This window comes from Maridesulfovibrio sp., assembly GCF_963666665.1.
Lineage (GTDB): Bacteria > Desulfobacterota > Desulfovibrionia > Desulfovibrionales > Desulfovibrionaceae > Maridesulfovibrio.
Window position 1 is genome coordinate 4,274,346 of record NZ_OY762999.1, and the last position, 13,800, is coordinate 4,288,145.

The 13,800-nt window shown below is 50.0% G+C and carries 11 protein-coding genes; 7 read left to right on the forward strand and 4 right to left on the reverse strand.

Features of this window, described 5'->3' with window-relative positions:
- Window positions 1-143: 143 nt before the first annotated feature.
- The 4 genes from rpsI to recA all read right to left on the reverse strand — a co-directional run bounded on the left by rpsI (window position 144) and on the right by recA (window position 4,881).
- The gene (gene rpsI, locus ACKU40_RS19515) at window positions 144-536 is read right to left on the reverse strand and encodes a 30S ribosomal protein S9 (protein ID WP_015852991.1); all 393 of its coding nucleotides are present in this window, start codon (window positions 534-536) and stop codon (window positions 144-146) included.
- 19 nt (window positions 537-555) lie between these two features.
- Window positions 556-984 (reverse strand): 50S ribosomal protein L13, encoded by a 429-nt coding sequence (gene rplM / locus ACKU40_RS19520; RefSeq protein WP_320174441.1) that lies wholly within the window; start codon window positions 982-984, stop codon window positions 556-558.
- A gap of 89 nt (window positions 985-1,073) precedes the next feature.
- Window positions 1,074-3,716, reverse strand: coding sequence for an alanine--tRNA ligase (gene alaS / locus ACKU40_RS19525; protein WP_320174442.1), 2,643 nt, complete (start codon window positions 3,714-3,716; stop codon window positions 1,074-1,076).
- A 109-nt stretch (window positions 3,717-3,825) separates the two neighbouring features.
- Complete coding sequence (gene recA / locus ACKU40_RS19530; RefSeq protein WP_320174443.1) at window positions 3,826-4,881, reverse strand: recombinase RecA; 1,056 nt, start codon at window positions 4,879-4,881, stop codon at window positions 3,826-3,828.
- Between the two features lie 261 nt (window positions 4,882-5,142).
- Here recA and ACKU40_RS19535 point away from each other — a divergent pair, with 261 nt between their 5' ends.
- From ACKU40_RS19535 to rnr, 7 genes are all read left to right on the forward strand, one after another.
- Window positions 5,143-6,195, forward strand: a complete 1,053-nt coding sequence (locus ACKU40_RS19535) for a tRNA(5-methylaminomethyl-2-thiouridylate) methyltransferase (RefSeq protein WP_320174444.1) — start codon at window positions 5,143-5,145, stop codon at window positions 6,193-6,195.
- Between the two features lie 80 nt (window positions 6,196-6,275).
- Entirely contained in the window at window positions 6,276-7,223 is a 948-nt protein-coding gene (locus ACKU40_RS19540) for a calcium/sodium antiporter (RefSeq protein ID WP_320174445.1), read from the forward strand.
- A gap of 118 nt (window positions 7,224-7,341) precedes the next feature.
- Entirely contained in the window at window positions 7,342-7,764 is a 423-nt protein-coding gene (locus tag ACKU40_RS19545; protein ID WP_320174446.1) for a GNAT family N-acetyltransferase, read from the forward strand.
- A 121-nt stretch (window positions 7,765-7,885) separates the two neighbouring features.
- On the forward strand, window positions 7,886-9,334 hold the full coding sequence (locus ACKU40_RS19550) for an oligopeptide:H+ symporter (RefSeq protein WP_320174447.1): 1,449 nt from the start codon (window positions 7,886-7,888) through the stop codon (window positions 9,332-9,334).
- 137 nt (window positions 9,335-9,471) lie between these two features.
- A complete protein-coding gene (locus ACKU40_RS19555; protein WP_320174448.1) occupies window positions 9,472-10,203 on the forward strand; it encodes a Bax inhibitor-1/YccA family protein in 732 nt (243 codons plus the stop codon).
- 86 nt (window positions 10,204-10,289) lie between these two features.
- Window positions 10,290-11,369, forward strand: a complete 1,080-nt coding sequence (gene lpxK / locus ACKU40_RS19560) for a tetraacyldisaccharide 4'-kinase (protein ID WP_320174449.1) — start codon at window positions 10,290-10,292, stop codon at window positions 11,367-11,369.
- Between the two features lie 132 nt (window positions 11,370-11,501).
- Complete coding sequence (gene rnr, locus ACKU40_RS19565) at window positions 11,502-13,742, forward strand: ribonuclease R (protein WP_320174450.1); 2,241 nt, start codon at window positions 11,502-11,504, stop codon at window positions 13,740-13,742.
- Window positions 13,743-13,800 lie beyond the last annotated feature (58 nt).

The following is a 13,800-nucleotide window of genomic DNA, read 5'->3' on the forward strand; positions in this document are numbered from 1 at the left end:
ATGTTTCTTGCTATCGGTTTAGCACTTAGCAAGATAGATTAGTTCAAGAACAAAGAACAGTTAGTTTCAAAGACATAAAAAAAAGGCGGAACCGCAAAAGCAGTTCCGCCTGAATGGTCTTGCGAATGTATTCGCAGTACTTCTTAACGTTTGGAGTACTGGAATTTTGCGCGAGCACCGGGCTGACCGTATTTTTTACGCTCTTTCTTACGAGCGTCACGAGTCAGGAGACCGGCACGTTTGAGGATAGAACGAAGTTCAGGATCTATCTCGATAAGTGCGCGGGAGATACCGTGTCTTACAGCCTGAGCCTGACCTGCAACACCACCGCCGTCAGCGTTGACTTTGATGTCGAACTTGCCGAGGGTCTTGGTCAGTTTCAGGGGCTGCTGAACGATCATCTGCAGGGTTTTACGAGGAAAGTAATCTTCGTAAGGTTTACCGTTAACGGTGATTGCACCGGTTCCCTCATAAAGGCGGGTACGGGCAACAGCGTTTTTCCTTCTGCCAGTAGCGTAATTGAAATCTTTACTCATTTTATTGCTCCACCCTTAATTAGAATTCCAGTACTTTGGGCTGCTGTGCGGTATGCGGATGGTCAGTGCCAGCGTATACTTTCAGCTTTTTGATCATCTGCTTGCCGAGGCGGTTCTTAGGAAGCATGCCGCGAACTGCAGTTTGGATGACTACTTCAGGCTTCTTCTCAAGCATAACCTTGAGAGTTCTTTCTTTCAGACCACCGGGGTGGTTGGTGTGCTTGTAGTAGGTCTTCTGATCCATTTTGTTACCAGTAACCTTGATTTTGTCAGCGTTCAGAACGACAACGAAATCACCAGTGTCAACATGAGGAGTGAACATTGCTTTGTCTTTTCCTCTGAGCTTGTTGGCAATCTGGGTTGCGAGGCGACCGAGAACCATATCTTTAGCATCAACTACGAACCATTCGCGGTTGATGTCTTCATCTTTAGGAATATATGTTTTCATTAGAAATGCTCCTTGCATAAAATCTGGGAAGGGGATGTATACAAAGTTTGACCGTTGGCTGTCAAGCTTAAAAATCCCTTTTTCTCAGACTATGAATCTGCAACCAGTTTCTTAAGGGTTGCGAATGCTTTTTCAATACCAGCGGGGTTGGTACCACCGGCCTGCGCCATATCAGGCCTGCCGCCACCACCGCCGCCTACCTCAGCCGCAACGGGTTTGATTAATGCGCCTGCCTGGAATCTATCGTGCAAGTCCTTGGTCACGGCGATAATCAGGGAAACTTTGTTGTCATCAACCTGTGCCACCAGACAGAAGATGCCGGAATCCATTTTGGATCTCAGTGCATCGGCCTGATCACGCAGGGCTTTGACATTTGTAACTTCGAGCTTGGCTGCGAGTACTTTTACTCCGCCAATCTCTTCTATGGAACTCATCAGGTCCGCACCTGCACCGGAAGCCAGTTTTGACTGAAGCTTGTCGTTGGCTTTGGTAAGTTCCTTCACCTGAGACTGCAGAGTCGCAATTTTGTCGACCAGCTGTCCGGGTGCTGCTTTGAGCATAGCTGAAGATGTAACGACTTCGGCGCGCTGCTCCTGCAGAAATTTAAGTGAATTCCAGCCGGTTGCGGCTTCGATGCGGCGGATACCCGCAGCTACACCGGACTCGGACTGGATCATGAAGGTTCCGGCTTCACCGGTTGCCTTAAGGTGGGTACCACCGCAAAGCTCCATGGATTCGCCCGGAATTTCAACAACTCTGACAACATCACCATACTTTTCGCCGAACAATGCAGTTGCACCTTTGGCTACTGCTTCGTCATTGCTCATCTCCTGAACGACTACGGGAGTGTCGCCCAGTATAGCACGGTTTACCTCATTTTCAACCTCCCCGATTTCTTCGGGAGTCATGGCTGCAATGTGGGTGAAGTCAAAACGCAGCCGATCAGGTCCCACCAGTGACCCGGACTGCTTAACGTGGTCGCCCAGAACTTTCTTAAGAGCAGCGTGGAGCAGGTGTGTAACTGTGTGATTACGTTCTGTAGCTGTTCTGGTCTCAGGGCTGACCTCAAGCTTGGCTTCCTGCTCAAGCAGCAGTTCGCCTTCGCTTACGAAAACCTTTGATGCGGTAAGGTCTGCGGAAGCCTTTACGGTTTCCAGCACTTCTGCATTACCGGTAAGAGTGCCTATAGCACCGGTATCGCCCATCTGACCGCCTGATTCACCGTAGAAGGGAGTTGCGGCAGTAATGATCCAGCCGCCGTTGCCCTGAGTGATGCGCTCAAGATGTTCGCCTTCTTCGGAAAGCAGGTTGACGATGCGGGATTCAGTGGTCAGTTCAGAGTATCCGGTGAAGCTGTTTTTGAGTCCAGCTTCCAGAACCTGACGGAAGATGGCACCGGAGTTCTTTTCACCGGAACCTTTCCATGCTGCCTTGGCGCGATCCTTCTGCTCTTTCATGGCGGCGTTGAAGCCGACTTCGTCAACTTTGAATTCCTGCTTCTCAGCAACATCGTTGATGATGTCCAGCGGGAAGCCGTAGGTATCGTAAAGTTTGAAGGCGGTCTCACCGGAGATGAGGTCCTTACCGTTTTTTTTCAGCTCTTCCATTTCCTCTTCGAGGATGATCAGGCCCTTATCAAGAGTCTGGCTGAAGCGCTCTTCCTCTTCCTTGACCATGCGGGCCATGAAATCCTTGTTGCTCAGCAGTTCGGGGAACTGACTGCTCATCTGCTCAACAACCATAGCGGTAGTTTCATGCAGGAAGGGGTCGGTCAGGCCGAGCAGGCGACCGAAACGGAATGCACGGCGGATCAGGCGACGCAGTACGTATCCGCGACCTTCGTTGGAAGGCAGGATCTGGTCGGTGATCAGGAAAGCAATGGAGCGGGAATGGTCGGCAATAACCTGCAATGCAGTGTCGATCTCGCCGTCTTCCTTGTATTTAACGCCGGCTTTCTTGGCTACAGCCTGAATCATGGGCTGGAAAATATCGGTCTCAAAGTTGGACTGTACACCCTGACAAACCGCGGTGATGCGCTCAAGGCCCATTCCGGTGTCAATGGAGGGGCGGGGCAGGGGGACTCGGTTGCCTTCCTCGTCCTGATCGTACTGCATGAACACGAGGTTCCAGATCTCAAGAAAACGGTCGCAGTCGCATTTCCCGATGCCGCAGTCAGGGCCGCAGCTCATGTCTTCGCCCTGATCAATATGGACTTCGGAGCAGGGACCGCAGGGGCCGGTGTCGCCCATGGACCAGAAGTTGTCCTTCTCTCCGAGGCGGTAGATGCGCTCAGCCGGGAAGTTTACGACTTTCTGCCACAGTTCATCAGCTTCGTCGTCATCTGTGTAGATGGTGACGTAAAGTTTATCTTTGGGCAGCCCTAATTCTTCAGTAAGGAAGCCCCAGCAAAATTTAATGGCGTCTTCTTTAAAATAGTCGCCGAAAGAGAAGTTACCCAGCATTTCAAAGAAGGTGTGGTGGCGTGCGGTACGTCCTACGTTTTCAAGGTCGTTGTGCTTGCCGCCTACGCGCAGACACTTCTGTGAAGTGGTAGCCCTTACGTAATCCCTTTTTTCCTGACCGAGGAATGTGTTCTTGAACTGAACCATACCCGCGTTGGTAAAAAGCAGAGTCGGGTCGTCTTTGGGAACGAGGGATGAGCTGTCTACGATTGTATGACCGTTCTTTTCGAAATACTTAAGGAATTTTTCTCTGATTTCACTGGCCTTCATGGGCTGTCTCCGTAATAGCTATATCACCGAAAAGAGGTATTTCCTCTCGGTTTTATTTCAGAACCCCGCCGAAACGGGGCTCACTAAATCTATGCTGGGCCAACAGGCTTTACTCTGTCGGGACCTGTTCGTCAACCTTCTCGTCCGGGTCCTCTTTCATGCCGAGGTGAATGAGAAGTTTGTCTTCAATCTGCTGGCGTAGTTCCGGTGTTTCTGTGAGGAACTGGCGTACGTTTTCTTTACCCTGTCCAAGACGTTCGGAGCCGAAAGCGTACCATGCACCGGATTTGTCCACGATACCGTGCTCAACACCGAGGTCGAGAAGCTCACCTTCGCGGGACATGCCTGTTCCATAAAGTATATCGACCAGAGCTTCACGGAACGGCGGCGCAACCTTGTTCTTAATGATCTTGATTCTGGTGCGTGAACCGTAAACTTCTTCCTTGTCTTTCAGGGTCTGGATTTTACGGATGTCCAGACGAATGGAAGAGTAAAATTTAAGCGCGTTACCACCGGAAGTTGTTTCAGGACTGCCGTATCCGGTCATGCCGATCTTCATACGGATCTGGTTGATGAACAGTACGACGGCCTTGGATTTGTGGATGGTACCGGTCAGTTTTCTCAGGGCATGTGACATGAGTCGTGCCTGTCCGCCGACCTGGGTTTCACCCATGTTTCCTTCCAGTTCAGCCTGTGGGATAAGTGCTGCAACGGAGTCGATGATAACGATATCAACTGCGCCGGAGCGGACCAGCAGGTCAGTGATTTCGAGGGCCTGCTCTCCGTAGTCAGGCTGGGAGATGAGCAGTTCATCAGTGTTTACGCCGAGTCTTTTGGCGTACTTCACATCAAGAGCATGTTCCGCATCTACAAATGCAGCAGTTCCGCCCAGCTTTTGGCATTCCGCGATGACATGCAGAGCCAGAGTTGTTTTACCGGAAGATTCCGGACCGTACACCTCAGTTATCCTGCCTTTGGGGATACCGCCGATGCCCAGAGCCATATCGAGGCTGATGGAACCGGTGGGGATGACCGGAATATTGTGCGAGGCTTCAGAATCAAGGCGCATGATGGAGCCCTTACCGAACTTGCGTTCGATGGTGGTCAGGGCTGTACTCAGGGCTGCCTTGCGGAGGTCGTCGGAATTTTCATTTTTCTTGCTCATTTTATCTCCATATAATGTTGGACGTTCAACGTATCCTGTTCTTGTTTATTGTCACATGCGCAAGGCCGGTGTCGTAGACAGCTAAATATAATACTGTGACACCTGCATCCGGGATGCGTTTTTTCGTCCTCCTGCCTGACTGTTTCGAATTTTCGACACAACGGGCAAGTGATTCCCATATCAAACCCGTTCAGATAAAGCAACGAACAATGCTGGTCGGATTTTGTTGCGGTTTCCATAAAATGAAGGTACAGCCGCCCCATGAACAAACAATATGACGCTTTGGCCCTGTTTTCCGGGGGCCTCGACAGTATTTTGGCCTGCAAGGTCATTCAGGATCAGGGACTCAAGGTTCTCGGTCTGCACTTTGTCACGCCTTTTTTCGGTAATCCCGAGAAGATAGAACATTGGCAGGAAGTTTACGGGGTGGAAATCATGCCCGTGGACATCAGCGAAAAATATATTCAGATGATGCTTGATGTGCCTGACCATGGGATGGGTAAGCTGGTCAACCCCTGCGTGGATTGCAAAATTATGATGATCAGCCACGCCAAGACTCTCATGGAAGAGTTTGGTGCGAATTTTATCATTTCCGGTGAAGTTACCGGGCAGCGTCCCATGTCCCAGCGTCCGCCTGTCTTAAACGCTATCCGCAACAGTTCGGATACTGGTGACATCTTGCTTCGTCCGCTCTGTGCCCAGTCTCAGCCCGAAACAGCTGTGGAAAAATCAGGTCTGGTTGATCGCGAGAAATTGCCCAACATTTTCGGGCGAGGCCGCAAGATTCAGCTCCAGATGGCCAAGGATTACGGATTCTCTGAAGTCCCGACTCCCGCAGGCGGCTGCAAGCTCACCGAGCAGGAAAATGCAGCCCGCTATTTTCCGCTTTTGCAGCGTTTGAATGAAGCGGATGTGAATTCCTTCCAACTGGCAACTACCGGACGTCAGTTCTGGGCCGGCAACAAGATGCTTGTGGTAGGGCGTAACCGCAACGACAATGAGCGCATTGAAGACCTCTATGAAGGTGAAGATTACCTTTTCGAAGTTCGCGGTTTTCCCGGTCCCTTGAGCATCGGCCGTGCTTTCTGTGATGAAGAATGGACACAGCAGGAAGTGCTCGACGCAGCAGCTATGACCGCATCATTTTCTCCCAAGGCCGTCAAATCCGGCGAGGAAATCCATGTGGCCGTGATCGGTCCCGAAGGGGAGATGATTGTAACGGTCATGCCCAACCGCGAAACATCTTTCATCCACCCGACTCTGGACGGCCTGAAAGAATGGAAAAAAGAACGCGGAGAAGAAAAAGGCAATTAAGAGTGCCGGAAGTCCTTTTGCATTTAATAGCGACCTGCTATCCTGATCAGGATTTAATAACCAACACTAAAGGGTTCTAAATGCTTTCCAATATATTTTTCTTTGTACTGAGTATCTTCCTGCTTTGGTTCGGTGCGGACTGGATTGTTGAGTCAGCCTCGAAGATTGCGAAGAAATACAAAGTGTCCGATCTGGTGATCGGACTGACCATTGTTGCTTTCGGTACTTCTGCTCCTGAATTTCTGGTTACAGCTACCGCAGCATTCAAGGGACTTTCTGATATTTCCCTTTCCAATGTTGTCGGGTCAAACATTTTTAACTTGGGTTTTATTCTGGGCCTGATGGCCTTGATCAAGCCTTTGCCGACCAACAGGTCGTTGGCAATGCGCGATACTCCGCTGCTGCTTTTCACCACTGCACTCATTCTGGGCCTTGCCTATTTTGATATGCTGGACCGTTCCGCAGGTCTCATGTTGCTGACAATTCTTGGTGCTTACATCGCCTATCTGCTAGTGCACAGCAAGAGGGCTGCCAATGCCATGGCCGGTATTGTACCGGATGTGGAAGAAGAGAACGGCAGCGAGATCAGTACAAAAGACTGGGTCAAGTTGCTGGCCGGATTTATTGGCATCGCACTTGGCGGTGATTTTATGGTTGATGCCGCTTCGGAGATTGCCCGTCATTTCGGTGTATCCAACTGGGTAATCGGCATGACCATCGTTGCTGCCGGAACCTCCCTGCCGGAACTGGTGACTTGTCTTGCCGCTTCCCTTAAGGGACGTAATGAAATGCTGCTTGGTAACCTTATCGGTAGTGACTTCTTCAACTTCGCCGGAGTACTGGGGCTTACCTGCCTGCTGCGTCCGCTGGAAGTTTCCCCGGATGCATTGCCCGGACTTACTGTTCTGGTCGGGATGGTTGCGCTGGTGCTCTTCTTCATCCGCACTGGGTGGAAGGTTTCCCGCTGGGAAGGTGCCGTTCTGGTCTGCCTGAGTCTCGGACGCTGGTGGTTTGACTTTACCAGCTAGATTTTAGGCTGCCGAAACTGATTTTATAAGCCTCCTGCATCGTTTGGTGCGGGAGGCTTTTTTGTGTAATGTAAAACCTGTCGAGATTAATCAACAGAGAGAAATATAGGAGTGCCGGATGGAGCTGGAAATAGTATATGACTGCAAAAATGTTGATTGGAATGATGTGGTAGAAATGCTGAAATCAGTTGGAATGGCTTTTCATTCACCCGAAAAACACAGGCGTGCTTTTGAGGCTAGTCATACTACTGTATTTATATATTCAGAAAAGCAGTTAGTCGGCTTTGGTAGAGCTATTTCTGACGGTGAATACCAAGCCGCTGTGTATGATTGTGCTGTTTCATCAGCGTGTCAGGGGCAGGGTATAGGTTCCTTGATCATGCGTGAAATTTTAAAGCAGCTTCCTGATTGCAATGTGATTCTTTATGCTGCACCGGGAAAAGAGGGCTTTTATCAAAAACATGAATTCCGCAAGATGAAAACCGGGATGGCTCTCTTTGTTGATCAAATGGCCGCAATTAATAAAGGGTTCACTGAATAGGACAGTTTGGCAGTGAGCAGAGTTCATTACTTCACTTTAGATCCTAATTCCTCGCATTTCATTCTTATCTGTCGTATAAAGCGAAAGATAATACCAAGCTGTCCAGAATAAGGAGTTCGTGATGTCGCAAAGTTCAAGCGGTGCTTTCAGCCATCCCAAGCCATTTTATCTGCTCTTCTCCGTGGAGATGTGGGAACGGTTCGGCTACTACGGAATGCAGGCCCTTCTGGTTTTGTTCATGGTCAAGAAACTGGGGTTCTCCGACAATCTGGCGGACCAGACCTTCAGTGCTTTTGCGGCCCTTGTTTATGCTTTTATCTGCGCGGGCGGATATATCGGGGACAAGATTTTAGGTAACCGCAGAACCATGTTTCTTGGAGCCATTGTTCTTGCTTCCGGTTACGGACTGCTGGGGTATGACTGCGAGAAATTTCTTTATCCTGCACTGGGCATAATCATTGCCGGGAACGGGCTGTTCAAGGCCAACCCCTCGGCGCTGGTTTCCAAGCTGTATGAAAAGGGAGATTCGCGTGTGGACGGGGCATTCACCCTTTACTACATGGCCATCAATATCGGTTCCTTTGCAGCCATGTCGCTCTGCCCGATTATCCAAAAGCATTATGGCTGGAATGCGGGGTTCTTTGTCTGTTTCATCGGTATGCTCATAGCTATCGGGAACTACATTGCTTTTCGTTCGATTCTTGATCCGGTGGGCTCAGAGGCTGATTTTGAACCGCTGGACATAAAGAAATTGTTCTTCACCTTGATCGGAACAGTTGCCATTGCCGGAACTTCGGCTTTATTGCTGACTCACCTGACTCTTGCCCATGAATTGCTTTATGCCGCCCTTGTGGTGGTGGCAGTACTTTATGTGCGCGAGATCATGCGCGCTGAGCATCATGAAAAAGCCAATCTGGTAGTTTGTTTGATCCTTATGGCTGAGGCTATTGTGTTCTTTGCCCTTTATCAGCAGATGCCGACTTCGTTGAACCTTTTTGCGGCCCGCAATGTGGACCCGCACATTTTTGGAATTCCGGTTGAAGCTGCTTCTTTTCAGGCTTTGAATCCGTTCTGGGTTATGATTATCAGCCCGGTGCTGGCGGTTGTGTACGCCCGATTGGATAAAGCCGGGAAGGATTTGTCCCTGCCCGGAAAATTTGCGCTTGGTATGCTCATGTGTTGCGCTGCGTTCATGACTTTGGGGTTTGTTGCCAAGTATCAGGCTGATGCCAACGGTTTTGTGTCCGGTAACTGGCTGGTTGTAAGTTACGGATTCCAGAGCCTCGGAGAACTGCTGGTCAGCGGGCTCGGGTTGGCAATGGTTGCCCGTTTGACACCGGAAAGGTCCATGGGATTTATGATGGGCGCGTGGTTCATGTTCCAATCTGTGGCAATGGTTCTAGGCGGAGAAATCGCAACTATGGCCAGTGTCCCTGAACATGGTATAACTGCTTTGCAGTCTATTGATATCTATGATGATCTGTTTCTGAAGATTGGAGTGTCCACCGGAGCTATAGGTTTGGTTATGGCCGGATTTGTTCCGGTGCTGAAAAAGTATATCCGGGACTAGCCGGGAGTATTTGCCCCATTGAAAATCGACCGAAAAACCTTGCCTGTGGGCCTTAAGCTGTTTATTTATACTCTGAAAGTATATAAAAAATGCGGACGTGAATGTTCGCTCTTAAAAAGAATTCAAGGAGATTAACTATGAGTAGATTCGGTGCAGCCGGTTCCGTTAGCGCGAGACCGGAAGTCCTTAATGCATTTATGCGCGGCATTTACAGCTGGATGAGCGCGGGCCTGTTGGCTACCGCTGCCGTGGCATGGGTAACTCTTTCCACCCCGGCAGTGCTGAACCTCGTGCTGGCCCAGAATCCCGAAACCGGCATGATCGCCCCGACCATGCTGTTCTGGGTTGCTGCCATCGGTGAAATCGGTCTGGTGTTCTACTTGTCCATGCGTATTTCCAAACTGTCTGCCGGTGCAGCTACCGGTCTGTTTATGGCTTACAGCGCACTGAACGGTTTGACCCTTTCCACCATCCTGATTGCCTACACTGCGGCATCCATTTTCCAGACCTTCCTCGTTACTGCAGGAATGTTCGGAGCCATGTCCCTGTACGGTCTTACTACCCGTAAGGACCTGACCGGAATGGGTGCATTCATGATGATGGGTGTGTTCGGTATTCTCATCGCCATGGTGGTGAACTTCTTCATGCATAGTTCTGCACTGACTTTCGCCATTTCTGTTCTGGGTGTATTCATCTTCGCAGGCCTGACAGCTTACGACTCCCAGAAGCTCAAGGATATGGGCGAGTACATTCCTGCTGACGATGCAACCGCAGTAAGACGCGGCACCATCCTCGGTGCGTTGACCCTGTATCTCGACTTTATCAACATGTTCATCTTCCTGCTCCGTCTTATGGGTAACCGCGAGTAGTTGAGATAAGTTGTAGATTTACAGGCACGCTCAAACTCAGTAGGGTTTGAGCGTGCCTTTTTTGTGTTTAATCCAAGGAGATTGCCGTGTCCCTGCTCTTTAAGGCTCAGAAAATTCTCAGCCCCGTTCTCGCGCCTTTTTCGAAAGGATATGGTGCGGTTATGGCTCGCCGTGCGGAAAAATATGCGCAGGGGGAATATGAGCGTTTTCGTCCTGAATGCCCGTGTATTTCCATAGGCAATATTGGGTCCGGGGGAAGCGGTAAAACTCCTGTGGCGGATTGGTTGCTTAAGTGGGCGGAGCGGGAAGGTTTGTTGACAGTGCTGCTGACCCGTGGTTATGGGGCCAAGCCTGCGCATTTGCCGTATCTGGTGAATCGGCTTAGTCCGGTTGGTGAGGCCGGGGATGAGCCGTTCATGCTGGCAAACGGCAATCCGCAGGCGAAGATTGTGGTTGATCCTGTGCGTAAACGTTCCGGTGATTGGGCTACGAAGGAATTTAAACCGCAATTGATGCTGCTTGATGACGGTTTCCAGCACATGGCTGTTGAGCGAGATCTTGATTTCGTGCTGCTTACACCGGATGATTTTACAACAGGCTGGGATAAGGTCATTCCTCGGGGCACATGGCGGGAAAGTAAGCAGGCATTGCAACGGGCGGATGTTTTTTTTGTGAAGAGCGGCCCGGAAGCTTTCCGGCGGATGCATTGGTTGATACAGGAAAAGCTGGCGAAGTTCGGGAATCCCGTATTTCAGTTTGAGCTTAAAGCCAAAGGCCTCAAACTCCTTGGCGAAGGGGAGCGGTTTGATTTCGGTAGCGATAAATATCTGCTCTTTGCGGGGATCGGTAAGCCGGAGATCCTGCGCACGGATGCAGAAAAATACATGGGCTGCGTGCCGGAAGAATTTATAATTTTCAAGGATCACCATGCTTACACTGTGCAGGATGTGGAAATGATCCGTAGGAAAGCGGCGGCAGCGGGTGTTAAGCGGATTATCTGCACCCCCAAAGACGCTGTGAAACTGACTAAACTCGGGTGTGAAGACTTTTACGTAATTGATTTGGAAGTGGAATTTAGAGAAGCCATATTTTTTGACGATACAAAAGAAGCTCCCTTCGATAAGTGGTGGAATAAACAAAGATTAACCGATGCGTTTAAGGTGTAAAACGTATAGATATTCAAGTTAAAAACGGCCCAAAACTATTAAAAGTTTATTTGGACCCCGGGGGCCGCCGGAGGCGAAGCGAAATAATTAAAAAAAGCGCGATAGCGCATCAAATATTTCAGGAATATAAAAATGGGAAAAAAAAGAAAATCGATAAATCCCGGTATGATCAAGCCTTATGAGGCAATGAATGTTTTCAAGCAAAGCCGCAAGCCTTTGGCTGTGGGCGAGTTGGAGAAAAGACTCGGACTGACCAAGCGGCACCGTAAATTCGTTAAAGATATACTGAAAGACCTTGTCCGCGAAGGCAAAATCATCAAGATCGGCAGCGCTTACGGCGTTGTTGAGAAAATGAATCTGGTTACCGGTAAATTGCAGGTTCAACGTTCCGGTGCTGCCTTTTTGATTCCGGACGATAAGAAACGCCAGGATATTTATATCCACACCAAGAACCTGCGCGATGCATGGCATGGCGACAGGGTCACCGTAGCAATTACCGGCTCGCACTGGGGCGGTAAACGTGAAGAAGGGCGCGTGGTTCGGGTGCTTGAGCGTGGCAAGCAGGTCTTCCCGGTACGTGTGATCCGGCCCATGGGCGGAACTGCGCTTCTTTGCCATCCTACAGATCCTAGATTGGATTTCGGTATTGTGGTGGAACCTGATGAAGCCGTAGTTAATGAGCCTGTACTGGATGATAACGGAAGAGAGATTTATCCTGCTGAATCAGTTGATACGGAAGTGGATTTCACACGAGTATCAAGAGGCGACATCCTGCTGGTGGCTCCCGGAGAGCAGATAAATCCTTCGCTTTGGGAAGGGCGCATCCTGAAAATGCTGGGCGATGAAGATGATGCCCTTGTTCAGGAAGCTATTGTTAAGGCTAACCATGGTATTCCGACTGCTTTTCCGTCCAAGGTTCTGGCTTTGGCTGATGCCCTGCCTGATGAACCGGTGGAAGAAGATTTTGCTGATCGTGAAGATATGCGTGATATTTCTTTTGTGACTATCGACGGTGTGACCGCAAAAGACTTTGACGATGCTGTTTTCGTGGAAAAGACTGCTGGAGGTTATTTTTTGCGGGTGGCAATTGCGGATGTCAGCCACTATGTGGCTATGGACTCACCGCTGGATCGTGAGGCCTTGAAGCGCGGTAACTCCTATTATTTCCCCAAGTCCGTGGAGCCGATGTTTCCAGAGGCTCTGAGTAACGGGCTGTGCAGTTTGAACCCGGACGTAAACCGTCTGGCTATGACCGCAACTATTGAGTTTGATAAGGATGGTGCCCCTGTAAAATCTTCTTTTGCCCCGGCGGTGATCAGGAGTCAGGGCCGTTTGACTTATGAACAGGTCTACAAGGGCGTTATTCTCGGTGAAAAAGAAGAGCAGGAAAGCCTCGGCGATTTGCTGCCCATGCTGAAGCTTTGCGAAGAGCTGGCCCGTAAAATTAACAGGCGACGCAATGCCCGGGGCAGTCTTGAGTTTGACCTGCCTGAACCGGAAATTCTTTTTAACTTGCAGGGACGGACTGTGGATATTCGTCCGCGTTGCCGTAACTTTGCGCACCAGATAGTTGAAGAATTTATGATTGCTGCCAACGAGGCGGTGGCGGAATTTTTGACTGAAAAGGAAATCGGATGTCTGTACCGCGTACACCCCGGACCGGACGAAGAAAAACTTACCAACCTGTTCAAAGTGCTGCGCAAGATCGGGATCAGCAAGCAGATTCCTGATCCGGTAACTCCGCAGACCTTGCAGGCAGTGATTAAAGATTCCGAAGGCACGGATCAGGAGTATATTGTCAACCGGTTGCTGCTGCGTTCCATGAAGCAGGCCAAGTATGAGCCGGATAATGAAGGACACTTCGGACTGGCATCTGAATGCTACTGCCATTTTACTTCACCGATCAGGCGTTACGCCGACCTCGTGGTGCATCGGCTTTTGAAAGTTGCGTTGGGTGATGAGCATCAGGCGATTCCCGGACAGAAACAATTGGGACGTATTGGTAATTCCATCAGCGGAACAGAGCGCACAGCCATGGAAGCAGAGCGCGAAATTCTCAAGCGGCTGACCATTATTTTCCTTAAGGATAAGGTCGGCGAAGAATTTACCGGAGTAATTTCTTCTATTGCTGAATTCGGATTCTGGGTGGAATTTCAGGAGGTCATGGCCGAAGGTATGGTCCGCCTTTCATCGCTTGGTGATGACTACTACACCTTCTGGGCTGATCGTCAGATGATCGTCGGTGAGCGCACCGGACATGCATTCCGATTGGGACAGAAGATCACCGTGCGGCTGGAGTCAGTCAGCCTTGAATTGCTGGAAGCGAACCTTTCATTGGTCTCCGGCGCTGAAGACTACAAGAAGTTTGTCTAAATAAAAGCCCGCCCAATTGCTGATTGAGCGGGCTTTTTTAATGTCGTGCAGTAATCTT